This window comes from Legionella brunensis, from assembly GCF_001467025.1.
Classification (GTDB): domain Bacteria; phylum Pseudomonadota; class Gammaproteobacteria; order Legionellales; family Legionellaceae; genus Tatlockia; species Tatlockia brunensis.
On sequence record NZ_LNXV01000008.1, the window covers coordinates 126,976 to 151,745 of the forward strand.

Here is a 24,770-nt window from a genome sequence, read left to right on the forward strand (position 1 = left end):
TGCCTACTCCTTATTATTATTTTATTCAGGCAACTACTTCAATAGTATAGTCGTCCTGGCAAAATAAAACTTTAAGGTTTAATGAAATTTTTCTTTATCCTAATAATTTTTTATTTATTTTTAAATAATTAAATATTGTTCATGCTTTTTCTTTACCCCTAACTATAGATGAAAATCAGGAATTTCCTCCGGTAGTCCAATAAACTAGTAAATAACAAAATTATTATTGCCATTGCATCCCTTTCTGATTTCGTTACTATAGTGTTGCCTGAATAAAAATCTAATTGTGACCACCGGTCTATCATTAATGTGCTGGAATAAAACTCTAAAAATTTTTTAAGCCGTTGAATAGCATTTTGGCCCAGAGTTAATCTAGTCATTAATTACCCATCATTTAACAGGCAAAATAAGGAGATTAACCTATGAAATATACAAAAAGTGATTTGTTAGCAATGGAAAATCCCTATGAGCTACTCATAGAACAAGGCGAGTCTTTATTAGAGAGTAGAGAGGCAATTGCAGCGCTCTCCAGTAAAGAACAAATCCATTTGGTTACACAAATCATTTCTGGCTGTCCGACAGAACAATTTAGTAAATTAAATCAAAAAGTTCATCGCTCGCTTGTATGTTCAAAATTTTCAGAATCTATTGGTCAAGCTTGTGTGCTGATTAAATTGCTCAACTCGCTAAAGGGTGAACAACCTCATTTAGCTTTTGAGAGTCGTGAGTTTAATGTCTCATTATTTCACAAATTTCCACATTTGGTTTCGTCTGTAATCCCCGATATGAATGCTATCGAAGAAAAACTTGTCAGCACCGCTCCAGAGGAAAAGCTTTCTTCAATTTCACGAAAATTGGCTGAATTAGGCTCTAATACTTATGGGGTAAAAACATCTGAAGATAAAAGCAGTCAATTTAGACAATTGGCAGAAACAAGAAGAGAGCAGACTAAACTGGACACCGTTTCTGTTGGTGCAAATCGCGATGGGCTCTTTGTTAATACCTCTTCTCAAGAACAGTTTACAGCCACCACTGAAGAGGAGAAGATAGAGGCAACCTTTAATTAGTATTCTTTATAAATCGCCCTAATATCAGAAGGGCGATTTATTTCTACAAAAAATTTAATTTCTAGCTTAGTGATAAATTAATAAACGCTGTACAGAGAAAACCCTCATCTCTTTGAGATATTTCTTACAAACCATAGAGCGAATTCCTCCATGACAGTTTTTAAGGAAGATATATACTCAAATACATAAGGATGACAAGGATTGTCTGACAGGACGTCAAACAAAGGGACCAGCACAATGGATGTGCTCTGCCGCAAGGATGCGGCCTTTTTTTGTTCCTTCCTTATCATCTTTCTTGTTTACTTCAGAATTGTAAAACTTGAGTTTCTTCTTTTAGTTGGAATTCATCTATGATGAATTTAGAAGCTGTCTCAAGCAATGCTCCACTAGCTGACAACCATCCCTTTTCTCTGCTAATTTATTCACTTTAAAAGACGTTATTTAACAAAGTTACTTTAAAATAAGCTATGGTAGAAGAAAAGATTTTGCTAATAATAGTGCATAAATCGATGGACACAATTTTATCCACCGATTTATTCTGAGTGATTAAATGTCGATGTTTTCTGCTTCGAGCGCATTAGATTCAATAAACTCACGTCTTGGCTCGACTTGATCTCCCATTAAAGTTGTAAAGATTTCATCGGCAGCAACCGCATCTTCTATACTGACTTGTAACATACGCCGTACCTCAGGATCCATTGTAGTTTCCCAAAGTTGTTCGGGGTTCATTTCTCCAAGACCTTTATATCGTTGAATGGTTTGTCCCCGTTTTGCTTCGTCCATAATCCAGCCAAGTGCTTGCTCAAAAGATTCAACCGCTTGGTTCTTATCTCCTCGCTTAATCATTGCCCCTTCTTCAACAAGCGTTGCTAGTTTTGCACCTAGACTTGCCATTTCCTTATAATCTTTAGAATAGAAGAATTCTGCATTTAATACGATAGGAGTATCCATACCATGTTGAGTAATCGTCACTTGTGGTAAATAATGATCCGTTTCCATATGATGGATTAGAGTAACTTTATATTGATGCGTTTTACTACCCACCTGCTGCAAACTCAAATGCATTTGATTAACCCAGGCATTCATTTTTTCTTGATGATTGAAATCATCATTATGAAGAATAGGTAAATAAATCATCCTTCTTAAAACTTCTGCATGATAACGCCTTGTGTGACGTTTAATTACTTTTTCCACACGTCTGTATTTTAGTACCAACTCTTCTAATGCAGCTGGTGAAATTGCTGGTAAATCCTTTCCTGGGATAAACTCTGCGCCATCTAACGCACTTTGTGTTAAGTATTCATACAATGCTTCATCGTCTTTAACATATTGCTCCTGTTTACCACGCTTCACTTTGTATAAAGGTGGCTGAGCAATATAAATATATCCACGCTCAATTAGCTCAGGAGCTTGTCGATAGAAGAAGGTTAATAGCAATGTTCGAATGTGCGAACCGTCAACATCAGCATCGGTCATAATAATAATACGATGATAACGTATCTTGTCAGGATCGTATTCATCTGGACCTATTCCACAACCTAAAGCAGTAATTAGTGTCGCAACCTCTTGAGAGGAAAGCATCTTATCAAAACGCGCTTTTTCAACATTAAGAATCTTACCTTTAAGAGGTAAGATAGCCTGAAACTTCCTGTCACGCCCTTGTTTCGCTGAACCTCCTGCTGAATCTCCCTCGACTATATATAATTCTGAAAGTGCAGGATCTTTTTCTTGGCAGTCGGCTAATTTGCCAGGTAAACCAGCAATATCAAGAGCTCCTTTTCGACGCGTCATTTCACGCGCTCGTCGAGCAGCTTCCCTTGCTCTAGCGGCATCAATCATTTTGCCTACTACTGATTTTGCAATAGCCGGATTTTCTAAAAGAAAATCGTTTAACTTTTCTGCCACCAGCGATTCAACGGCAGCCTTTACCTCCGATGAAACTAATTTATCTTTCGTTTGTGAAGAAAATTTGGGATCGGAAACTTTAACGGACAGTACTGCCGTTAAACCTTCTCGTGCATCATCCCCTGTTGTGACCACTTTTGCCTTTTTAGCAAAACCCTCGTTTTCAATGTACGTGTTGAGAGTACGTGTTAATGCTGCCCTGAATCCGGCTAAGTGGGTTCCACCATCACGTTGAGGAATATTATTGGTGAAACAAAAGATTGTTTCTTGGAAGGAGTCATTCCATTGCATAGCCAGTTCTACTGCAATGTTATCTCTGTCTGCGAGCAGCGTGAAAACCACAGGCATAATGGGTGTTTTATTACGATTTAGATGCTCTACAAACGCTTGAATCCCACCTTCATAACGGAAAGTATCCCGTTTTTGTGTTCTTTCATCATATAAGTGAATGCATACACCGGAGTTTAAGAAAGAAAGCTCACGTAAACGTTTTGCCAAAATATCATAATGAAACTCTATATTGGTGAACGTATTGGCACTAGGTTTAAACCAAACTTGGGTTCCAGTAGTATTGGCTTCGCCAGTCACTGCAAGTGGCGCATCCGGTACTCCATTGCGGTAATGTTGCTCATGAATCTTGCCATTTCGACGAATGAGTAAATGCAATTCTTCGGAGAGTGCATTAACAACAGAAACACCCACTCCGTGCAATCCACCAGAAACTTTATACGAGTTATCGTCAAATTTTCCACCTGCGTGCAAGACTGTCATAATTACTTCAGCAGCAGAGCGTCCCTCTTCTTTATGAATATCGACAGGAATACCACGACCATCATCTCTCACCGTGATTGATTCATCAGTATGGATAGTGACATGAATTTCGCGACAATAACCAGCCAAGGCCTCATCAATGGAGTTATCCACCACCTCGAAGACCATATGATGCAATCCAGTACCATCGTCAGTATCACCTATGTACATACCAGGACGCTTTCTAACAGCATCCAAGCCTTTTAAAACTTTGATATTCGACGAATCATAACTGGCGTCAACGCTCATAAGAGTCCTCTTTGCCTAACGGTGATATTAAATAGTCTATTATACCACTAAACGAGCCTTTTTTATATGATTGCATCAGTTTTATAAGTGAAGAAATAGGATGTTTCACGTGAAACATCCTATTGTAAATTTGAAGAAAATGAAGAATATAAATTTATTAAGAGAAAAAAGGAGATTCCTGTTCAATTGGCTTATCGCCTGAGACTTCAATTTCGATTTTAGCATCAGCATCATTTGCCAATTCCGGAAACTCGCTGAACATATTGGAATGGGAAACTGAAGGTAAAAATGTAAGCGTAGGCAATTTAATGCTTTCAGCAATGTCGTTAATAAATACTTCTATTTCTCTATCGAGTAGTTGCAAAGTCAACTTTTCAATCTTATGCAGGAAATGGTTGGGCATATCTTTATATCGAGTTAGCTTATGCAAACCCAAGCGATTATCATGCATAACGGAAATAGCAAGACCACTTCTTTTACCATTTTTAGCATAGTCATAAAGGCCTGTTCCAAAAGGAAGACTATCAATTCCCGCTTGCCATTTACCCCACGAATCCAAAACTCGGGCTTTGCCCCAAGTAGAAACATCCTCTACCTCTCCACTGCGGTCAAACACAACAAACTCGTGATTATTAAAGGTGTTAGGAACTTGAATTTTAAAATTTTCAACGAGAGGACCGCGATTGACGCCATAGAGTTTCATTAAAGCCAAACTAACAAGTGTTGCATGTTCCTGACAGCCATTTAAACCTTTTTTAAATGATTGTAACACACAGAGAACTGTTGCTTCATAATTTGCTATCTTAAGTATCGCAGCATTAATATCATCTAATAAAAGCTGTTTTTGTGTTTTTAGTTTCGAACTTTTGTGCTGAGCCAGAAACTTTCGCACCACCTCTGCTTCATCTGTTTGTTTAGTTACAACAGCCTCAGTCACTCGCCTAGCAATAATGTTAGTCATCCCCTTAGATGCGACGTAACATTTCTCACGCGCATCATGGTCGCTGTTCACCATATGCTCATTCAAAAAAACAAATAGCCGCGTTACTGAAGCAAAATCAAGAATCATTTCGGGATCACCTGAAGGTAAAAGTGGGTATTATTACCTATAAAATGATCAAATTCCACCCACATACATTCTTTTCTCACCAAAAAGTATAACGACTTAATAGTCTTAAAAAATTAAGCATCACGGTTATGGCAATGTGAAATATTAAATTTCACGTGAAACATCTTAATTTAGACCAACCTATTGAAAGCAAGTATTTAAATTAGGTTGCCATCAACAAGTGTAAACTGCTGATAATCATTCATAAAATTAAACATTGAGGGTACTAATGAAGTTGAAGTAATAAAAAATTGGCCTTTGATTTGGCAGATCAAATTAAGAAGACGCTCAACATGTACATTATCTAATTCCGACGCAAGATCATCGCATAAATATATACAGGAGCTAGGTGTTAATGTCGCTTGAGCTAATTTAAGGGCGAAAAGTATAATTTTTTGTTGACCACGCGATAGATATTGTTTGGCATTAAACTCTTCACTAAATACAAATAAATCTGCATGATGGGCCCCATAATGCGTATATTGACGAACCACATCAGGCTGATAATTTTCTTCAAGAATTATATTCAGCGGCTTACCTGTTTGCCTTTTATCCCAACCCTTGTAATAACTAAGAGTGCAATGCACATCAGTCAGTTGTTTTAATGTATCCTCAAATATAGGGCGAAGTTGTAAAAAATAGCATTCACGCATTTGATGAAGTTGCGTGGCTAATTCAGCAAGAATATTATTCCAAGGTGAAAGCTCATGAGGTGAGGATTTTTGCTTTAAGAGGGTATTCCTTTGTTTTAATGCTCGCCGATAATCTTTCCACAAGGAATGATAATTTTGTTTCACGTGAAACAAACCCCAGTCCATTACACTTCTGCGTGTAGAGGGGCCTGCATCAATAATTTGAAAGATATCCTGATAAAAAACCTGACAAGGTAGAAAATGAGCTAACTCACTACTACTCTGACAAGGCTGAGTATTTAATCGCACTTGTGTTGGTGAGCTCAAAGATTTTTGGATACTAACGCTTTGCTCATCGATCGTGCGCGCAAAAACAGTAAGAAAGTCATGACCTCGACTAATAAGCGGTAAAATTTCTCGAGTACGAAAAGAATGTCCGCACCCTAAGAGATAAATGGCTTCGAGCAAAGAAGTTTTACCACTGCCATTGTCACCATGGATAAAATTAATTTGTGGATGAAGCTCTAAACGTGCAGCACTAATATTACGTAAATTATGGATCTGCAATCGAGCAAGGCTCATAATTTCATAGGCATAATAATATATTGATATTGCTCATCCTGGACAGACTCAACCAAAATACTGCTATCAGTAGCAGACATGGATAGACGCACCAGCCCTTCACTAAAAAAATTCAAGACGTCTAAAAGATAGCCAGCATTAATACCAATTTTTATCTCATTGCCATCAGTATGGGCCTCAAGAGTTTCCATAGCCTCTTCTTGCTCTTGGTTATTAGCAATTAGGGTGAGAATACCAGGTTGCATATGCAACACTACTGCACGCGATTTTTCATGAGCCAAAATGACAATACGAGAAAGGGCGCGCTTTAATGAATCGCGGTCAAGCAGGACAAACTTATCTTGCTGCTTTGGAATAGCTTTGACGTAAGGAGGGAAACGCGCTTCGATCAACTTGGATTGGAAAGTGTATTGACGTGTAGATAATTTAAAATGGCCTTTTCCGGCTGAAATGACGATCTGTTCATCCTCAACATTATTTAACAATCGCAGCATTTCTTGCACACCTTTTTTGGGGAGCAGGAAACGATGATGTTCATTAATACTTTCGGAAGCAAATTTACAGACTGCCATGCGATGGCCATCAGTGGCTACAGCAGTAATTGTTTGCGCATCAAATTCAAGCAACAAGCCATTTAAAAAAACGCGGACATCGTGTTGTGACATTGCAAAATGAGTCGATTGCAATAAATGAATAAGTGCCGCTCGCGGAACAGTTAACTCAATCTCACTCACCTCATCCTCACCGATGGGAAAATCATCAGCAGGAAGTGTGGCTAATTTAAATTGACTACGACCAGCTCCAATCACAACGGTGCCAGCCTTTAAAGTAATTGAAGGAATGGCATCATCTTCAAGGGAACGAATAATATCAATAAATTTCTTAGCAGGAATAGTTATCTTTCCTGCAGAATTACTAGCATTACAGTTAACGCAAGCAGTTATTTCCATTTCTAAATCTGTGGCCGTTAGCATTAATTGATTATTATCCAGGCTCAGCAAAATATTGGCTAAAATAGCCAAGGACTGCTTTTTATCCACAGCACCAGCCACTGTTAACAATGGCGTCAATAATTGGTCTTTAGCAAGCGTCAAATCAAACATATGGAGTCCGAAATTAGGATGTTAACGTACGCATTAAATTTTTATAATCTTCAGCAAAATCATTCTCTGCCAGGATTAGTTCTTTTACCTTTCGACAAGCATGAATTACAGTAGTGTGATCACGACCGCCAAAATGATCACCAATTTCAGGCAAACTGTGGTTTGTTAGCTCTTTGGCTAGAGCCATGGCCATTTGCCTGGGGCGAGCAATAGATCGACTGCGACGTTTAGACAATAAATCAGCAACCTTAACTTTATAATATTCAGCCACTGTTTTTTGAATATTTTCAATAGTGACCAATTTATCTTGCAAAGCTAATAAATCACGTAAAGCTTCATGAACAAAATCAATAGTAATCAGTTTACCTGTAAAATGAGCATTGGCAATGACGCGTCTTAATGCCCCTTCTAATTCACGAACATTAGAGCGAATTCGTTTAGCAATGAAGAAAGCAACTTCATAGGGGAGCTCAATATTAGACTGTTCGGCTTTGCTTATCAAAATAGCAACACGTGTTTCTAGCTCTGGGGGTTCTACAGCAACGGTTAATCCCCAACCAAAACGTGATTTTAGCCGTTCTTCCATACCCTCAATTTCTTTAGGATAACGGTCACTGGTAAGGATGATTTGTTGCTGGCCCTCAAGTAACGCATTGAAAGTATGAAAGAATTCTTCTTGCGAACGATCTTTTCCGGCAAAAAATTGAATATCATCAATAAGTAATGCATTTAAAGAGCGATAAAAACGCTTAAATTCATTAATGGAGTTGGTTTGCAGTGCTTTGACCATATCCGCAACAAAGCGTTCTGAATGCAGGTAAAGAACCTTAGCTTCAGGATTGTTCTTTAAGATGGTATTGCCTATTGCATGCATTAAATGCGTTTTGCCCAATCCCACACCACCATAAATGAATAAAGGATTATAAGCCTCGCCTGGGCGCTCAGCAACTTGCAGCGACGCAGCACGGGCTAACTGGTTAGAGTTGCCCTCAACAAAGCTGTCAAAAAGAAATTTCTTGTTAAGGTAGCTGTTTTTATAATCAGCAGTCTTCTTCGGAGCAACCTTACTAATTGTTGATGCCTCTTTAGAAGCAGGTTCAATAGCAATAGGAGATGCAGCCTTTGAGCCAATTTCAATGCTTACAGAAGAAACAACACCTCCACCAAATTGATTGACCAGCTCTTTTATTCGTGAATAAAAGTTCTTTTTTACCCAATCAACAACAAATCGGTTAGGGGCAAGCAATACCAAATTAGCATCCTGGAACTCAGCCTGTAACGGACGTAACCATGTATTAAACTGTTGGGGAGGATATTCCTCTTTTAAAAAACCCAGACATTTCTGCCAAACATTCGCAGACACAAATACTCCTCATGTTCTATTAAGACTAGAACGAACAGATAGTACGAGCACCATAAATAAATATTGCCACTGAATAGACCTGGGGAGCAAGGGAATTCATGCTCAGGAAATTCATCAATATTATGGTCAAGATGGTATTAAACATACCAGCTAACAGACTGAACGATATAGCCTTAAGAAAGCATTGCAGATAAATAAGAGATTATACTCAGCCTTACATAAAAAAACAGAGTTATCCACAGTTGAATGAAGCATTAGAACATAAAAAAGGAAAATATTTAAGCAATTGAATGAATTTAAAGAGAATAAAGGACAAAATTTAAGTTTGATAACCTTTGGATAACATCAATAAACCACGGGGATAAACTCTTAATTTAAAATGGCTGTAAGAATTAAGAAGAAATTGGTTAACCATGACTACAGAACTAAATACGAGCTTATTAACAGAAAAAAAACACATTAACCTATTGTTTATTAATAGAATTATACAAAAACTCACAGTTTTTAAAAGACATATAATAAGAATAAGTAAAATTAATAAATTATTTTATTTTTATTAAAGGCTTTTAAATTTCGTTATCAAAAAATTATAAATAGGTAAAATATCCTTGTGGAAAAGTTAACTAATATTCTGAATAAAAGTAGCGGATAAAGTAACAACAACTTTTGAGAATCAAGAACTATACCAATCCTATACAATAAATATATAAGAGTTTATAACATCCTTATTTTTTAATAACATATTGAAAAATATTTGTTTTTATTAATTATTAACAGCCTTGGTTAAGCTAATAATAAAAAACAAAATATTTAATTTCATTTTTTTATTGTTAGTAGGCGATGTAACAAAAAAAATAAACTTTACTCACCAGCGTTTGACAGCTGATGTAAAGTTTTCTATCATTGCCAACCTTAAAAATTTAATTAACAACAGGTTCATCATGAAACGCACATTCCAACCCAGTAATTTGAAACGCAAACGCGATCATGGTTTTCGTCAACGTATGTCAACTCGCGGAGGTCGTTTAGTTTTAAAGCGTCGTCGTGCGAAAGGACGTAAACGTTTATCTGCGTAAGTGAATTGTTTTGACAAAACACGGCGATTACTTACAAAAAGTGATTATGATCACGTGTTTGCTCAAGCAAAAAAAGTGGTAACCTCAGAGTTCATTATTCTGTATCGCAAAAATTCTCTGGGGTATGCCAGGCTGGGGTTAGCTCTATCGAAAAAAATGATACCCCAGGCACATGATCGAAATCGCTTGAAACGTTTATTGCGTGAAACGTTTCGGGTGAAGCAATTGCCAGCTATAGACGTGATTGTTTTAGCAAGATCTGGCGTAGCAAATGTAGAAAACAAAACAATTAATGCCACATTAGGTAAAACATGGGACAAATTAATCGCTTTATACGCAACTTGATTTGCTTACCTATAGTTCTCTATCAATTGCTCTTGCGCCCAATCATGAAACCTTGTTGTCGCTATTACCCTAGTTGTTCCCAGTATGCCCTTATCGCTATTAAGCATTTTGGAATTTTAAAAGGAGGGTGGTTGGCTTGTCGTAGACTACTACGCTGCCATCCTTGGGCTCCTGGTGGTTATGACCCTGTATTACCTAACAAAGAGAATCATTGATGGATATACGACGTGTAGTTTTATATGCAGCCCTGGCACTGGTTGTTTACTCGCTGTGGATGAATTGGCAAAAAGATTATCCACCTGCTTCACAGCCGACAAAAATCACTAGTAGCACTACTCCTACTCCTGCTAAGAGCGACAGTTTATTGCCAAATGTGCAAGACCCTGCTTCTACAACCCAAGCCCAGGAATCGGTAAGTGATAATAAAGCTGAGTCTAACGCCGCAGAGAGAATCCAGGTCAAAACTGATGTTTTAAATTTAAGCATTGATTTGGCGCAAGGTAATATCGTTACGGCACAATTGCTTGATTATCCAGTCAGTGTGGAAGAAAAAAATAAACCGATTACTATTTTGCAAGATCAAGACAACCAACGTTATGTTGCTAACAGCAGTCTATTCGTAACAGCGGGTCAGGAAGTAAAAAACATCGATCTTAACCTCAGCAGCAGTCAAGAGAAATATGAACTTGCAGATGATGCTAAAAATTTGATCGTAACTTTAGAAGGAAAAACTCCAGAAGGTCTAGAAGTAAAGAAACAATTTACTTTTACCCGGGGTAGCTACCTGATTGAGGTTAAATACCTTATTAGCAATCAAGGTAGTGCAGCCTGGCAGGGTTATATGAATACCCAGCTTCTACGCAGTTCCCCACAAGAAGATAAGTCGAGTATATTCCATGTGGGGTCTTACACTGGTGCCTCTTATTCAAGTCCTGGTCAGCACCGTTATCAAAAAGTCACTTTCCCGAATATGACTAAAGCAAACCTAGATGTGAATGCGAAAGGTGGCTGGATTGCAATGCAGCAGCATTATTTTCTAAGCGCCTGGGTACCAAATGCTGATAGCTCAAACATGTTTTACACCAGAGCAGCGAATAATGATTATACAATTGGCGCGGTTAGCCAGCCGATTACTGTTGCTCCAGGCGCTCAAAAAGAGGTTGGTTCTAAACTATATGTTGGACCTGAAATTACCAGTGTCTTAAAGGGCATCGCTCCTGGATTAGATTTAACAGTGGATTATGGTTGGTTATGGTTTCTATCCTCCTTGTTATTCTCAGTAATGAAAGCCATTTATTCAGTGGTCGGTAACTGGGGATGGGCTATTGTTTTAGTGACCGTATTGATCAAATTGGCTTTCTATCGCTTGTCAGCCAGCAGTTATAAATCAATGGCTGGAATGCGTAAATTACAGCCAAAGCTCCAGGCCTTACGTGACCGCTATGGCGATGATAAAGCTAAGATGAGTCAAGCTACCATGGAGCTTTATCGCCAAGAGAAAGTTAATCCTTTGGGTGGATGCTTACCCATCATCATCCAAATCCCAGTATTTATTGCGCTGTATTGGGTATTATTGGAAAGTGTTGAATTAAGACAAGCTCCTTTTATTTTCTGGATAAAAGATTTGGCTGCAGCTGATCCTTACCATGTTTTGCCGATTATTATGGGGGCTACCATGCTAATCCAGCAAAAATTAAACCCAGCCCCCCCAGATCCAATGCAGGCTAAGTTGATGATGTTTTTACCGATATTGTTTACTGCATTATTCTGGAATTTCCCAGCAGGTTTAGTGTTGTACTGGATTGTGAATAATACCCTATCTATTTTGCAACAATGGTATATCACGCGTAAGTATAGCGATGATAACTCTAAGCCAACGCTTATTCCTGCCAAATAAATGCAAGTTGATACTATTGTGGCGATCGCTACTCCGCCTGGGCGAGGTGGGGTAGGGATCGTTCGTCTTTCTGGCCCCCTTTCTTATGCCATTGCGATGGTGCTAAATGGCCATAAAACCTTAAAGCCTCGTATAGCTAATTATTGCTCTTTTAAAAATCACGATAATGAAGTTATCGATACCGGTTTAGCAATTTTCTTTAAAGCTCCCCATTCATTCACAGGGGAAGATATTGTGGAGTTACAAGTCCATGGTTCCCCTGTAGCGCTTGATAGTTTATTGAGTGAATGTGTTGTCGCTGGGGCGAGACTGGCAAGACCAGGTGAATTTTCCGAGCGGGCATTCCTTAATGATAAAATTGATTTAACGCAGGCAGAGGCCATTGCTGACTTAATTCACGCCAGTTCACAAACCGCTGCTCGCTTGGCAGTACGCTCACTGCAAGGGGATTTTTCTAAAAAAATTCATGAGCTTAATGAACAAATTATTCATTTACGCTTATTTGTTGAAGCTGCTATTGATTTTCCAGAGGAGGAGATTGATTTTTTAAGTGATGGGAAAGTAGCCACCTTATTAGCCACAATTTTAGAGCAGCTAACCACAATACGTTCTAGTGCTACTCAAGGAGCCATCTTACGAGAAGGATTAGCAATTGTCATTGCAGGACGACCTAATGCGGGAAAATCAACCTTAATTAATGGTTTGTCAGGCCGCGATGTAGCTATTGTGACCGATGTTGCAGGAACCACACGCGATGTGATGCGAGAGAATATTTTATTGGATGATATTCCCTTGCATTTAGTCGATACAGCAGGTCTTAGAGAAAGCGACGACTTAGTTGAACAAGAAGGGATAAAACGTGCTTGGCAAGAGGTTAGCCGTGCCGATTGCGTGCTTATGGTTATAGATATTAACCAAAAAGAAGCCAGTATTGATTTAAGTGATGAGATCCGTAACGCGTTACCTGCAGGTGTCCCTGTCATTCAGGTTTTTAATAAAATCGATTCGTTGAATTTGCCAGCTAAGAAAGATGAACATACCCTTTATATTTCCGCAAAATCGGGTGAAGGTCTTGAACTTCTAAAAGAGAAAATCAAGGAAGTCGTGGGTTATCAACCAACTGAAGGGCAGTTTTTAGCAAGAAGACGCCACTTACAAGCTTTGGATGAAGCGAAGAGATTTCTAGTTACAGGCCAAAAGCAATTAGCTGATCACCGTGCAGGAGAGCTTTTAGCAGAGGATTTACGTCTGGCTCACCAAGCTTTATGCGAAATCACCGGTGAGTTTTCTTCAGACGATCTTTTAGGGCGAATTTTTTCCAGTTTTTGTATAGGCAAATAAGCTCAAACAGGTTGCTGTCAGGCGATCTATGTACTTATTAAAATAAGAACTTTCGGGCAAGAATGAACCTATGCGCGCTTCTTGTTGTGAGGGCTTATTTTTATGCCCGTGAGGATGCCCAAAGCAAACACCATAAGTAGTGCGCCGATAAAGGGCATAATGATATCAGTGCTGCGACAGAGCTCAAGGGCATGGATTTGAGTCATTTTGGAAATATCGCCAATACCATAAACACAAAGCTCGCCAGTGGGTAATGCGCAAAAACGATTTTCAGGGCAGTTACGCAGAATTGCTTGCTTATCGCCAATACCGCATTGAACATTCGCACCTTTCAATACCTTGAAAACAGCCTCTGGGTATTTGGTAATAATCTCAGGCATTTTATCTCCTTATAATGCCCATCTGTTATTTACGAGAATAGCGCAGCAAGTAGTTGGTAGCAACCAGAGAGCTAAATCGAGTTTAGCTATGAAACCTTGATATTATGCTGTGTCGCAAATGATTATTTATTGACTAGAAAATCTGGTTGTAGAGATATGTCAACCAGATTTTCTAAAAAGAGCCTCACTAATTCTCTAGTGTGGGTGATTCATTTGAAGTAATATCAGAATTTAAGCCTAAATTGATTGGTGTGTAGCCTGCTCGAATAAATGCAGCCTTAAATTGGCTGATTAGATAGTCAGGGGCTTTTTCCCTATCATTATTTTGGCTACTCTTACTGCGATGTCCCCCACCGTGCATAGTAACAGTGGCTTTATCACAAGCTTTGGCAAGCGCTTCTTCAGGGACTAATAAGTGGGCATAAATATTTTTTAATTCGATTCGACAGCGATTTGCCCCAGTTGTCTTTAAAGTTCCACCAAGTGCTTGAGTAAGGTTTACTAGCGCCCTTAGATTAATTGACTCATACTGCATTAAATCAAAAACTTTTAAGTATGTTTCTTGTTGCTCTTTATTAAGATTTAAAACATTGCGTTTAGGTTTTTTATCATCTTTCTGTTGCTGCTGCCGAGCATCATTCTTTTTAGCAAATAGCGTATAGTCTTGTACGTAAGTATAAGTCTCAACATTTTCGTTTAGTTTCTCTTCATCTTCTTCATGCTTTAAGCTCGTTATAGAGATATCGGCTTCCTGCACTGTAGTTGAATTAAAATGAATGGTCTCTACGTGTGACGAACTAGGCAATTGGGGCAGCATATCCTGTTCTAATTGATCTTTAGGGGGCTCAATAACAGCCTCTTTCATACTATAAGAAGATTTTAAAGGTTTCTCAATCTCTTCTAGTCGTTCAACAGAGGTTTTCTCGCTTTGCAAAATTGCTTCCTGTTTGCCCATTTTTACAGGATGATTTCCTCTCTCTCGCACTTTTTTACGAGATTTAGAGGGCTGCGATGACAACCCAATTTCAGACTGATTTTCACCGACATCCTTAGGTGCTTCTAAAGTTTCTGCAATTTTGGAATCTTTTTGACGCGCAGCTGCCTCTTGTAAAAATCTATTTATTTCATCCTCTACTTGATACTTAATTTTCATCCTTTCAAAGGTAACCAGGTAGCTATCATTGAGGTTGCTGCTTACTTCAGCAGTCTTAAGTTTATTATTTGCTTCAATCCATTTTTCTACAAGAGATAAAAACTCTAGATTAGACGGATTTTTATCTAAAAATTGAATTATTTTTTTACTTTTTCCGCTCATTGCTTCTTCAGTAATTGAAATAACTGTCATGTCCTTGTCCTGAATGATTTGGATATCATCTTTAAATCTAAGGCAATCATGACTAACTTCAGGTTCTAAAATACTAAGTATTTCCGAGAGGTTAAAAATTTCAGCCATTAAGGGGGATTTTAAGCTTTTAGTATGAATTCTATATAAAATTTCTTTAACTTTTTTCTTTAAATCATTTCCGCTATATAGATGAGATAATAATAGTTCCAATTTTTTGGGTTGGGTATTTTGGACCCCCAAAAGCCAGTTTTTACAGGTAAAGTGAATACTTAAATAAAGGTAATCCAAATTAGTACCCTTATTGGCACAATCCTTAAGGCGTTGATACTCTTTTAAATCAGCTACTATATGAGTTATAAATTCTTTTTTAAGTTCCTCAAGAATGTTACTTGGAGGCAACTTGATTGAACGTGGGACTTCAGATAGATCCAGGAACATTGAGGCAACAATTTCAAATATATCTTCGCTTTTACCTCTTAGCAGTCTTTCCATTAAAAACCTATTGTATTCTATTTGAGCATCAAGATGTTTTTTGACTTTATCTAGTGAAGACTCTTGTGTCTCTTGATTGGCATTCTGGGTGTTATCTTGGAAAAACGCGATATTTCTTTTAAGCATAATGGTCACTAAGTATAAATAATAACCATTTTAATGGTTAAGTATTAAGAAAATATTAAAATAACAATCTATTGTTTTATACCGAGTTGACTCATAATTAACCTAACCAGATGATTGGGGGTAATTGTGAAGAGGAACTTCAATTTAGAGCTCATCAGGCTCAGATACAAACTTTTAAATAGAAAGGTAAGACGGTATTTTAAACGAATTAGTTGGTTACAATCGCAAAGTACCTCATTCAGTATTTTAATTTTTTGGAGAGAAAAAAATATTTAACATGAGGAAGACATCGTACTTATAAAAACGAGGGTCTGCTTAGCAAAAGAGTTGAGACTTGAAAATTAACTAAAATCGATAATAAAAGGTTCGAATTTATTGTTGATAGGATCATACTTGCTACGATTAGTGTAATTTAAATTTTTTCCATAAACGTGGAGTGAAATTCCAACTGAATCAGAAATATTGATAACACTATGAATATCATCTGCAGCTAATCTAATGATATCTCCAGGAAAACAGCGCAGGAAGTTATTTTCCCGTTTAATTTTTGCATAACCTGGTTTTGAACCATCATCCAAACGTGTCCAAAAATAATTTTCTTCAATTCCTCTGATACAACCCACAACCCCCCAAGTGTTGTGATCATGCGGCGTAATTTCGCGTTTAGGCTCCCAGGTGAGCAAATTAATCGCTAAAGAGTGATCTGGCTCTTCATGAAGTAGCCAAGAGGTAAAACCTTGCACGGTATCTACTTCAAAATAGTGCTCTTCAAGCCAATCATCTCTACTCACCCAGGAACTTAAAATCGCTGAAACACGAGCAATGTTAGAAGTATCATCATGTTCCAAAATTTTTAATGCTCTGAGTTCCTGAACTAAAGGAATTAGTTTTTGAGGCGTTGCATTGTTCATTTCAATCCTAAATGCGAGCTAACAAGCTAAGGTATTTTTATTAAAGACTACGAAATCAGGTTCATCAAGCATCGGGGAACTCGATAAAAGATAAATAATTGTATTACTTATTAAAAAAGAGTCGACTTAGGTATTTTTCTTGTTGTGAGGACTTATTTTTACGCCTGCGAGTATACCTAAGGCAACACTACGAGCAATGAGCCAATAAAAGTCATGATGAGATCCACACTGCGGCAGAGTTCAAGCGGGTATTTGGTAATAATCTCAGGCATTTTATCTCCTTATAATGCCCATCTGTTATTTACGAGAATAGCGCAGCAAGTAGTTGGTAGCAACCAGAGAGCATAAATCGAGTTAGCTATGAAATCTTGACATCATGCTGTGTCACAAATGATTATTTATTGACTAGGAAATCTGGTTGTCGCTGGATGTTAACCAGATTTCCTAATTAGAGTTTCACTAGGTTTCTATTTTAGGAGCATCAGTATTCTCAGGATCTAAGCCTAAGTTGATTGGGGTATAGCCTGCTCGAATAAATGCAGCCTTAAATTGGCTAATTAGATAGTTAGGAGCTTCTTCTCTATCATTATTTTGACTGCTGGTACTGCGATGTCCACCACCGTGCATAGTCACAGTGGCTTTATTGCAAGCTTTGGTTAGTGCTTCTTTAGGAACCAATATGTGGGCATAAATATTTTTTAATTCAATTCGACAGCGATTTGCCCCAGTTGTCTTTAAAGTTCCACCAAGTGCTTGAGTAAGGTTTACTAGCGCTCTTAGATTAATTGACTCATACGGCATTAAATCAAAAACTTTTAAGTATGTTTCTTGTTGCTCTTTATTAAGATTTAATACATTGCGTTTAGGTTTTTCATCATGCTGCTGTGGTCGAGCGTTATTATTCTTTTTAGCAAATAGTGAATAATCTTGTACATAAGAATAAGCTTCTATATTCTCATCTTCGTTTAGTTTTTCTTCATCCTCTTCATACGTACTCGATTCAGAGATGTCAGCTGTTTGCTCTGTAGTTGAATTATAGTTAGTTGTTTCTACGTAGGATGAGCAACTAGACAACTGGGGTGACATATCTTTTTCTAATTGATCTCTAGAGGATTCTGTAACAGCTTCTTTCACATTAGTAGAAGAGTTTAAAGGTTTTTCAGTCTCTTCTAGTGCTTCAACAGAGGTTTGGAGGCTTTGTAAGTTCTCTTCCTGTCTGACAATTTTTGCAGGACGATTTCCTCTCTTGCTTACTTTTGAACGAGATTGAGGTGGCAACCCAATTTCAGATTGATTTTCACTGACAACCTTAGTTTTTTCTAAAGTTTCTGCTGTTTTAGAAGCTTGTTTTCGCGCATTTATCTCTTCTATAACTCTATCTATTTCATCCTCTAGTTGATACTTAGCTTTCATTTTTTCGAAGGTAACCAAGTAGCTATCATTGATGTCACTACTTGGTTTAGCAGTTTTAAGTGCGTTATTAGTTTTAATCCATTTGTCAACCAAAGATAAAAACGCTTGATCCGTTGGATTTTGTTTTAAAAATTGAAGTATTTTTTTATTTTTTCCACTCATGGCTTCATTGGTTATGGAAATATACGTTAGGCCTTTTTCCTGAAAGATTTGAACATCATCTTTTAATTTAAGACAATAAGGACTGACTTCGGATTCTATAAAGCTAAGCATTTCAGAAAGTCCAAGAATTTCAGCCATTAAGGGAGATTGTATGCTTTTGGTAGTAATTCTATATAAAACTTCTTTAGTTTTTTTCTTTAAATCCTTTCCGTCATATATATGACTTAATATTAGTTCCACTTTTTTTGCGGTTATACTTTGTACCCCTAAAAGCCAGATTTGATAAACAAACTGAATATTTAAATAAAGGTAATCCATATTTGTATTATTATTATTATTATTATTCGCACACTCCTTAAGACGGATGTATTCCTTTAAATCAGTCATTATATGATCTATAAATTCTTGCTTAAATTCATCAAGAATTTTACTGGGAGGCAACTTAATTGAACGAGGGATATCAGTTAAATCCAGGAACAAGGAAGTAACAATTTCAAATATTTCCTCTTTATTACCTCTAAGTAGTCTTTCCATTAAAAATTTATTGTACTCTATTTGGGCATCAATATATTTTTTGACTTTATCTAGTGAAGTGTCTTGTGTAGCTACATAGTTATTCTGAGTACTAACTGGGAAAAATGCGATAGTTCTTTTGAGCATAATAGTCATCAAGTAAAAAATAATAACCCATTTTAATGATTAAATCTTAAAGGAATATTAAAATAATGATCTATTTGTTATTTGAATTTACAGTTAGGTTATTTTTTTATGTTTTCTATGATTAGGAACCATACTCGATGGGGTAAGGTGACTATCAAGCGTTAAGGTTTGAACTCCATTTGCTGTTCATCAATTTCCGCGATTTCTTGGTGAAGCGTTTGCAGGGCTGGATTTTTATCAGAAGCAAGGCCACTTATAATTTCATGTAAACTGGGGTGTTCGCCTTCTTTCCAATCTAACATTGCCGCTGAAGAGATATTGGGAGTCGCTTTCGCTAGACGTGATAAGCCAGCTTCGATAGCATCTTTTTTCGTTGTAGTATTAAAAAATCCTGAGTGATGGTTTGGGATTTTCTCTAGTGTTCGTTGAATGATTTCTTTCAATTGATGGATTTTGTTGCTGGATTGTAGTTTGGTTTTAATAATTTGTTCAATATTATTAACGTTATCTGCAGTGAGTTCGACCTGCATGAATAATGCAAATGTTTTACTGTTTAGCAAGTTGGCTTCTTGTATCTTATGTATTGTCTTCCCAATAAGTGGCGCTTTTTCCCCGTTTTGCGCTAAAAATAACCCTGTCTTATCAGTTAAGATTCCGGCACTGGCTAAATTTGATAGGATAAGCTCTAAATTATCAGCATTATGGGCATGAGCTTTAAACAATTTTATATCCGCTTCGTTAAGCACATTAAATTTTAATAACTTATCCAATCCGCTAATTTCCAGGGCATCATCCGGAGTTTGAATTAAGGAAAAGGCCAGCTCTTTACTGAGCCCACTTTTTCTTTAAAACACACAGTCCTTGGCTTATTTGCGATGCATAAAAGGGGTTATCTTTAAGCAATTGCCATGCTTCGTCTGTTAATATGTCTTCCTTTTCCAGAAAGATAAAAGCCTTGCTTAAAGAGGGTATAGTATGACGTAAACAGGCAACTTCGTTGCTTTCTTCATTCGTTGGGTCGACCTTTTTACTTAATTTATCAACATATACCAAATATTGTGTAAGGAAGGTTTTTGTTTTTTGTGTCAAACATCCTTCTTTAGTTAGATCACTGAGTGCTGAAGCTACGGTATTAGGCTCATCTTGCGACAAAGAGAATAACCAACAATTTTCATCTGTAGAAGCTCTAGTCATTTAAGTCCTAACCAGTGGTTTTTTTTGTGTAATTATAGATTAAGGTGGTCTTGTTTTATTATCCATCAACGTGGTAATTACACACGAAAGCCCAGGGGATGCTTTGTAAGTAAACTCACGGAGCGGAGTTTTCTAGTGTCACCTGTTGTTTCTCCAGCGATTTCTTAACATATTGGGCAATTCGTTGATGAACACTAGTCGTTGGGTGCCAGTGATCCCACCAGAAATAGTTATTCGGTTTAGGGTAGGTATAAGTACCTTGCCAAGGGGATTGTTTGTTGTTGTACTCTTTTATTAAGTTAGTAAAAAAATTAGATAAATCTACGAAGTAAATATTTACCTCAAGGGCGCTTGATGAATAATCCTTTTTCTTTTGCTCCAACAAGATTTTTAAAGTTTCATTATAAGACTTTAAATCTTGTTTAACTTGATTTTTGAGAGGGGAATATTCCTTATATTCAGGGAGTTGAGAATCATTATAGGCAGGAGCTAATGAAAAATCGGGTAAATTAAAAATAGCAATGTGTTTTACGCCTTTATTTATCAATTTATCAATGGCGACCATAACATTTGCGGCAGGAATTTTACCATCGGTATCTCCTAAAAGCAGATCATTTACCCCTACCCAAATAATATGCAAGGTTTTCTCAGGATTACTCGTCATTTGATAACGATCAATCTGCCACAAAAGACCTGACCAATTAAGGTGATTGAAATTGGTTTGATCGGATTTTGCACCACCCCAAGCATAATCCTGTAAGCAGGTTTTACTCAATGTATTGGTTAGGTATTCAGGCCATACAGGACCATTGGAATAACGATTAAATCCCCCCTGTCCTGCGATAAATCCTCGATCAGAAAAACTATCACCAAAGACAACAACATTGCTTATTGAGGCTGGGGTAGAAAAAGCTGAAGAGGTGATTAAGTATAAGAATAGGAGTGTTAAGCTTTTTCTGAACATTTAAAACTCTTAATGGCGGGTCTTGTGCTTTAAATTATACCACTAAGATTTGTTTCTGATCATTTATTGAGGCTTATTTTTTTCGAGTAACAATGAAGGGAATCTACAGTCACTTTGTCAAAAAAAGCGACATGTAAAATTTTTTCCATTTACTAACGATAGTTTAACTTGTATTTATAAAATATTAGCATAAGAATTGTTTACTAGGCCGGATTCATAGTTAGATGCCAATTTGAGAAAATCATCTTCTTACATTAATACGTTAAAGCATGGATCAACTTCTGGTTCAATTTTCATTGGTGAGAATCGTTTGAATGTGGGTAACTCGCGTGAAATAACCCCTATAATTTCGTTTTTCTCATTTCGTATCAGCTCATTATTGGGAAAGGGAAAATGAGTAGAAAGTTCCTCATTACCTGTTTCTTTTTTATAAAAGAATGTATTTGAATTTTTTGCATTAGCTTTTAATTTCATTTGAAATCTTAAATTGAAAAAAATCGAATTGTATCAGGAGAAGAAGAACACGAGAATTTAAAATCAGTATCATAGCAAGAGCTAAGTTTGGGACCTCTAGTCCGACAGCTCTATTCATCTTATGGAAGTATAAGGCAATACAATACCTTATCTTTATATGAATTAAAATTGAACAGGCTAAAGAAAGAAAAAATACCAATGATTTGTTTGAAGCTCAACAATTGTATTTCGAAGCCTAAGAGTCTTTCTTACCATGAATCCAGGAGAATCTATGAGAGGAGAGAAGAACCAATTAGTTAACTCGACGATGTCCTAAAACCGAGCGAGAAATTCCGAAATTGAGTAATCTTCAGATTCTTCATGGAAAAAATCTCCTAAGAATATTTCCTCACTACTATCCTCTTTAGGGGCTTCCTGCTGACAATAGACTTTTGCACTAGGGGAAAAATATGGCATTAATCTTTCGATAGCATTCTTCAAATGTTGCGTAGTAGGCTTATAGTGTCCACTTCGATTGTCAATAAATTCAATTTTTCCATTTTTAATAACACACATTCCAAAACACACACCAGCCTGCCCAGAAAGAAAACTACTATGGAAGAAAAAATTGTTTTTATCATTTTTATTATGACTACTTATATGCTCATTAATATACATTCTTCCGAATTTATCAATTGCATAAGCTGCATAAGATAACCCCATTTTCCCATTAAAATTACTAGTATCAGCAAGTTTTCCATTGGATTTATAATATAATTTATAATCATTATTATGATCCATCTTTCCCACTAATAAATAATTTTGTCGCTCTTTTTCATCTAAATACTGACAGGGTTCTTGTTGTGATGGCTTTCCTTGAGTGAGAACTTCTTCTCCTGCATATTCTAAATCTATTTGACTTAATGAAGGATTGGAGCGAAATACTTTCAATTCCAGAAGCTGATTAATAATTTTCTTAAAGCTTTTACTCATTAGTTACCTATTTTATAAGAGGATCAATCTATGAAAGTCATATGTTTGTACTTTACGCTAAAAATATTAACAAATTATTAATTAAATAAGTTAAATACTAAATATTTGATCATGTTAAGCAAGCGTAGCTAGGTTTGACGCAGAGTGAAAACCAGCTTTTCTATTCATTAACAGGAATTTCTTTGGCATTCGCGACAACCAAGTTTCTAGGTTTTGAATGATGGTATGGTGCCTGGATAATTGCGAGACAGTTTGATTTTATTAGGAGTGGTGTTAGAACAACAAACAGAGTTAGAACCTATCGTATAATGACAGATACAGGTGCATATAATGATATTGTATTTGGCGAAATTAATAATTTTCTTTTGAATAAACACCTGGGCCGGACGTTTTTTGTGTTTTATTAACAACTAAACCCTCTCTTTTTGCTGGATATTATTTAGTATTTAATAATAGATTTATCTATCTATAAACCCACTCATGATTTTCAATACAGTATTTGGTGTAGTTACACCTCCCCACAATCTGAAATGGTAACTAATGTTGCCCAAAAATAGGGACTACTTACACCAGGCCTCTAAGTTCTGATATATTCGCAATCCATTTGAAATGCTATTTTCATAAAAAGTCATGCAAAATGATTTTGATTAAATCGCTGTAAAAAAATATGGATATGATAATGAAGATCAACAAAGTGATTTCGGTTTTACTTTGCTCTGTGCTGTTACAGATTATTAACTCATCTCTTTGTAATGCAAGTACCGAGTTGAAGTTATCAGCTGATAAAGTCATCAAAATCCCATTAAAAAATCCCGATATTCTCGATAAAACCCAAGTACAACAGTCAATAGCCATAGGTGGTTTTTCCGGTCTGAGATTTTTACAACAAGACTCTAAAGGGAAATTGTTATTTTTAACCCATACGGATAGAGGGCCTAACACAGAGCCATACATAAGAGATAAGATAGTTCACAGACCTTTTATGCTTCCGAATTTTACTCCGCGTTTGGTTTTTTTGGAGGCAGATGTAATTACAAAAACAATGACGATTAAGAAACAAATTCAACTAAAGGATCCAAAAGGCAAATTGCTTACAGGATTGCCACGAGAAAGATTGCATGAGCATCCTGTTAATCTTCATGGCAAAGTGTTGGCATTTGATAAATGGGGAATGGATCTTGAGGGGATTGATATTGCAAAAGACGGAAGCTATTGGATGGTTGAAGAGTATGGACCTTCTATTGTTCATTTTTCTTCACAAGGTAAATTAATCAACTTATTCCAGCCTGGTGAAGGATTACCTGTATATATAAAGCGAAGGAAACTTAATCGAGGATTTGAAGGCATTGCCTTAGAAAATCGCAAGGTATTCGCTATTTTGCAAAGTCCTATAAGGAACTCCAAAGTTTTACCGATTGTTGAATTTGATATGGATAATAAAAAAACAACGGCACAATATTCTTACCAGCTCGACGGGCAAGATGCCCGAATTGGAGATATGGTAGCAGTCGGTTCAAAACGCTTTTTGGTGATCGAACAAAATAAAAAAAGCAAAAAAATTTTTTTAATCCATCTGAACCATGTTAGGAAGAATAAATTAGTGTATAAACAAGAGTTGATTAATCTAACTAGTCTAGGGATAAATGCAAAGAAGATTGAAGGGATTACCTTAGTAGGACAAAAACACATTGCAGTGATTACTGATAATGATTTTGGTTTGGCAGGGGTGCTAGATCAAAAGACTGGCAGGGCAAAGTTTAACAAAGAAAAGTCTGTTCTTTATATAATTACCTTACCTCGGAAACTTCAAGAATAATTCCGGGTTCTGTGACAAAATATTTTTAGACCGCGGGAGTTATTTGGGGCGAGTTTATGCTCGCCCTTTGCGTGACATATGATGCAATTCTATTCCTGCTAACTTTGCATGTGCAGAATGAAAGGCTTTAAATCCCCTCATAGAGTTGGTAATTTTTTTGATAAAGCGATGATTTTGCTCAACGATATTATTCAGGATATGTCTCCCAGCATAAACAAAAGTGCCAACTGGACATTGATAGTATTTTATGTCTGCTTTATTAGCGTTACTGAGAACTAATCATCGTTGACCATTCCTATAAAAAACGACAGATCTTAACTTCACCGATAACTTGTGCGACAGAACCAGTCTGGACCACTAAATCTACCAGAGCCGTTGAATCA

21 protein-coding genes and 2 pseudogenes are annotated in these 24,770 nt (G+C 36.8%); 8 read left to right on the top strand and 15 right to left on the bottom strand.

What is annotated here, in order from left to right:
- Nucleotides 1–422: 422 nt before the first annotated feature.
- Entirely contained in the window at nt 423–1,067 is a 645-nt protein-coding gene (locus Lbru_RS05730; protein ID WP_058441224.1) for a hypothetical protein, read from the top strand.
- 546 nt (nt 1,068–1,613) lie between these two features.
- Here the strand turns inward: Lbru_RS05730 and gyrB are convergent.
- The 5 genes from gyrB to dnaA all read right to left on the bottom strand — a co-directional run bounded on the left by gyrB (nt 1,614) and on the right by dnaA (nt 8,819).
- The gene (gene gyrB, locus Lbru_RS05735) at nt 1,614–4,031 is read right to left on the bottom strand and encodes a DNA topoisomerase (ATP-hydrolyzing) subunit B (RefSeq protein ID WP_058441225.1); all 2,418 of its coding nucleotides are present in this window, start codon (nt 4,029–4,031) and stop codon (nt 1,614–1,616) included.
- A 157-nt stretch (nt 4,032–4,188) separates the two neighbouring features.
- Entirely contained in the window at nt 4,189–5,100 is a 912-nt protein-coding gene (locus Lbru_RS05740) for a hypothetical protein (protein WP_058441226.1), read from the bottom strand.
- A gap of 197 nt (nt 5,101–5,297) precedes the next feature.
- Nucleotides 5,298–6,353: a DNA replication/repair protein RecF gene (gene recF / locus Lbru_RS05745; protein WP_058441227.1), complete on the bottom strand. Its 1,056-nt coding sequence runs from the start codon at nt 6,351–6,353 to the stop codon at nt 5,298–5,300.
- Entirely contained in the window at nt 6,350–7,456 is a 1,107-nt protein-coding gene (dnaN, locus tag Lbru_RS05750; RefSeq protein ID WP_058441228.1) for a DNA polymerase III subunit beta, read from the bottom strand. Before dnaN ends, recF begins: the two co-directional genes overlap by 4 nt.
- 13 nt (nt 7,457–7,469) lie before the next feature.
- Complete coding sequence (dnaA, locus tag Lbru_RS05755) at nt 7,470–8,819, bottom strand: chromosomal replication initiator protein DnaA (protein ID WP_058441229.1); 1,350 nt, start codon at nt 8,817–8,819, stop codon at nt 7,470–7,472.
- Between the two features lie 941 nt (nt 8,820–9,760).
- Between dnaA and rpmH the strand changes: the two genes are divergently transcribed.
- The 5 genes from rpmH to mnmE are packed head-to-tail and all read left to right on the top strand — an operon-like array spanning nt 9,761 to nt 13,478.
- Nucleotides 9,761–9,895, top strand: coding sequence for a 50S ribosomal protein L34 (rpmH, locus tag Lbru_RS05760; protein WP_028372496.1), 135 nt, complete (start codon nt 9,761–9,763; stop codon nt 9,893–9,895).
- On the top strand, nt 9,896–10,240 hold the full coding sequence (rnpA, locus tag Lbru_RS05765; RefSeq protein ID WP_058441230.1) for a ribonuclease P protein component: 345 nt from the start codon (nt 9,896–9,898) through the stop codon (nt 10,238–10,240). It begins immediately after the preceding gene.
- A gap of 44 nt (nt 10,241–10,284) precedes the next feature.
- A complete protein-coding gene (gene yidD, locus Lbru_RS05770) occupies nt 10,285–10,455 on the top strand; it encodes a membrane protein insertion efficiency factor YidD (RefSeq protein WP_476630053.1) in 171 nt (56 codons plus the stop codon).
- Nucleotides 10,455–12,137 (top strand): membrane protein insertase YidC, encoded by a 1,683-nt coding sequence (yidC, locus tag Lbru_RS05775; protein WP_058441231.1) that lies wholly within the window; start codon nt 10,455–10,457, stop codon nt 12,135–12,137. Before yidD ends, yidC begins: the two co-directional genes overlap by 1 nt.
- Complete coding sequence (gene mnmE, locus Lbru_RS05780) at nt 12,138–13,478, top strand: tRNA uridine-5-carboxymethylaminomethyl(34) synthesis GTPase MnmE (protein ID WP_058441232.1); 1,341 nt, start codon at nt 12,138–12,140, stop codon at nt 13,476–13,478. It begins immediately after the preceding gene.
- Nucleotides 13,479–13,546: 68 nt separating this feature from the next.
- Here mnmE and Lbru_RS05785 read toward each other — a convergent pair whose 3' ends face one another.
- From Lbru_RS05785 to Lbru_RS05825, 9 genes are all read right to left on the bottom strand, one after another.
- Complete coding sequence (locus Lbru_RS05785; protein WP_058441233.1) at nt 13,547–13,858, bottom strand: hypothetical protein; 312 nt, start codon at nt 13,856–13,858, stop codon at nt 13,547–13,549.
- A gap of 187 nt (nt 13,859–14,045) precedes the next feature.
- On the bottom strand, nt 14,046–15,821 hold the full coding sequence (locus Lbru_RS05790; RefSeq protein ID WP_058441234.1) for a hypothetical protein: 1,776 nt from the start codon (nt 15,819–15,821) through the stop codon (nt 14,046–14,048).
- Between the two features lie 341 nt (nt 15,822–16,162).
- The gene (locus Lbru_RS05795) at nt 16,163–16,732 is read right to left on the bottom strand and encodes a cysteine dioxygenase family protein (protein ID WP_058441235.1); all 570 of its coding nucleotides are present in this window, start codon (nt 16,730–16,732) and stop codon (nt 16,163–16,165) included.
- Between the two features lie 459 nt (nt 16,733–17,191).
- A complete protein-coding gene (locus tag Lbru_RS05800) occupies nt 17,192–18,967 on the bottom strand; it encodes a hypothetical protein (RefSeq protein ID WP_058441236.1) in 1,776 nt (591 codons plus the stop codon).
- A gap of 161 nt (nt 18,968–19,128) precedes the next feature.
- A complete protein-coding gene (locus Lbru_RS05805) occupies nt 19,129–19,737 on the bottom strand; it encodes a hypothetical protein (protein ID WP_058441237.1) in 609 nt (202 codons plus the stop codon).
- A 55-nt stretch (nt 19,738–19,792) separates the two neighbouring features.
- Nucleotides 19,793–20,161 carry a hypothetical protein gene (locus Lbru_RS05810; protein WP_058441238.1) on the bottom strand — a complete coding sequence of 123 codons (369 nt, stop codon included), beginning with the start codon at nt 20,159–20,161 and terminating at the stop codon, nt 19,793–19,795.
- A 115-nt stretch (nt 20,162–20,276) separates the two neighbouring features.
- On the bottom strand, nt 20,277–21,125 hold the full coding sequence (locus tag Lbru_RS05815; protein ID WP_058441239.1) for an SGNH/GDSL hydrolase family protein: 849 nt from the start codon (nt 21,123–21,125) through the stop codon (nt 20,277–20,279).
- A 249-nt stretch (nt 21,126–21,374) separates the two neighbouring features.
- A complete protein-coding gene (locus Lbru_RS05820; protein WP_058441240.1) occupies nt 21,375–21,599 on the bottom strand; it encodes a hypothetical protein in 225 nt (74 codons plus the stop codon).
- Nucleotides 21,600–21,911: 312 nt separating this feature from the next.
- A complete protein-coding gene (locus tag Lbru_RS05825; RefSeq protein WP_058441241.1) occupies nt 21,912–22,571 on the bottom strand; it encodes a hypothetical protein in 660 nt (219 codons plus the stop codon).
- A 240-nt stretch (nt 22,572–22,811) separates the two neighbouring features.
- Between Lbru_RS05825 and Lbru_RS18035 the strand changes: the two are divergent.
- Together Lbru_RS18035 and Lbru_RS05830 are read left to right on the top strand one after the other, a co-directional pair.
- Nucleotides 22,812–22,918: pseudogene (locus tag Lbru_RS18035) on the top strand (Tn3 family transposase); the annotation flags it as partial.
- 332 nt (nt 22,919–23,250) lie between these two features.
- Entirely contained in the window at nt 23,251–24,387 is a 1,137-nt protein-coding gene (locus Lbru_RS05830; RefSeq protein WP_058441242.1) for an esterase-like activity of phytase family protein, read from the top strand.
- Nucleotides 24,388–24,441: 54 nt separating this feature from the next.
- Here Lbru_RS05830 and Lbru_RS16790 read toward each other — a convergent pair.
- Nucleotides 24,442–24,582: pseudogene (locus Lbru_RS16790) on the bottom strand (DDE-type integrase/transposase/recombinase); the annotation flags it as partial.
- Nucleotides 24,583–24,770: the final 188 nt, after the last annotated feature.

Bases quoted from the DNA above. Each gene is read 5' to 3' on its own strand.
- dnaN (WP_058441228.1), bottom strand. From the start codon at position 7,456: ATGTTTGATTTGACGCTTGCTAAAGACCAATTATTGACGCCATTGTTA.
- yidD (WP_476630053.1), top strand. From the start codon at position 10,285: ATGAAACCTTGTTGTCGCTATTACCCTAGTTGTTCCCAGTATGCCCTT.
- gyrB (WP_058441225.1), bottom strand. From the start codon at position 4,031: ATGAGCGTTGACGCCAGTTATGATTCGTCGAATATCAAAGTTTTAAAA.
- Lbru_RS05820 (WP_058441240.1), bottom strand. From the start codon at position 21,599: ATGAAATTAAAAGCTAATGCAAAAAATTCAAATACATTCTTTTATAAA.
- rpmH (WP_028372496.1), top strand. From the start codon at position 9,761: ATGAAACGCACATTCCAACCCAGTAATTTGAAACGCAAACGCGATCAT.
- Lbru_RS05785 (WP_058441233.1), bottom strand. From the start codon at position 13,858: ATGCCTGAGATTATTACCAAATACCCAGAGGCTGTTTTCAAGGTATTG.
- recF (WP_058441227.1), bottom strand. From the start codon at position 6,353: ATGAGCCTTGCTCGATTGCAGATCCATAATTTACGTAATATTAGTGCT.
- Lbru_RS05815 (WP_058441239.1), bottom strand. From the start codon at position 21,125: ATGTTCAGAAAAAGCTTAACACTCCTATTCTTATACTTAATCACCTCT.
- Lbru_RS05800 (WP_058441236.1), bottom strand. From the start codon at position 18,967: ATGCTCAAAAGAACTATCGCATTTTTCCCAGTTAGTACTCAGAATAAC.
- mnmE (WP_058441232.1), top strand. From the start codon at position 12,138: ATGCAAGTTGATACTATTGTGGCGATCGCTACTCCGCCTGGGCGAGGT.
- Lbru_RS05790 (WP_058441234.1), bottom strand. From the start codon at position 15,821: ATGCTTAAAAGAAATATCGCGTTTTTCCAAGATAACACCCAGAATGCC.
- Lbru_RS05740 (WP_058441226.1), bottom strand. From the start codon at position 5,100: ATGATTCTTGATTTTGCTTCAGTAACGCGGCTATTTGTTTTTTTGAAT.
- yidC (WP_058441231.1), top strand. From the start codon at position 10,455: ATGGATATACGACGTGTAGTTTTATATGCAGCCCTGGCACTGGTTGTT.
- Lbru_RS05730 (WP_058441224.1), top strand. From the start codon at position 423: ATGAAATATACAAAAAGTGATTTGTTAGCAATGGAAAATCCCTATGAG.
- Lbru_RS05825 (WP_058441241.1), bottom strand. From the start codon at position 22,571: ATGAGTAAAAGCTTTAAGAAAATTATTAATCAGCTTCTGGAATTGAAA.
- Lbru_RS05795 (WP_058441235.1), bottom strand. From the start codon at position 16,732: ATGAACAATGCAACGCCTCAAAAACTAATTCCTTTAGTTCAGGAACTC.
- Lbru_RS05810 (WP_058441238.1), bottom strand. From the start codon at position 20,161: ATGACTAGAGCTTCTACAGATGAAAATTGTTGGTTATTCTCTTTGTCG.
- Lbru_RS05830 (WP_058441242.1), top strand. From the start codon at position 23,251: ATGAAGATCAACAAAGTGATTTCGGTTTTACTTTGCTCTGTGCTGTTA.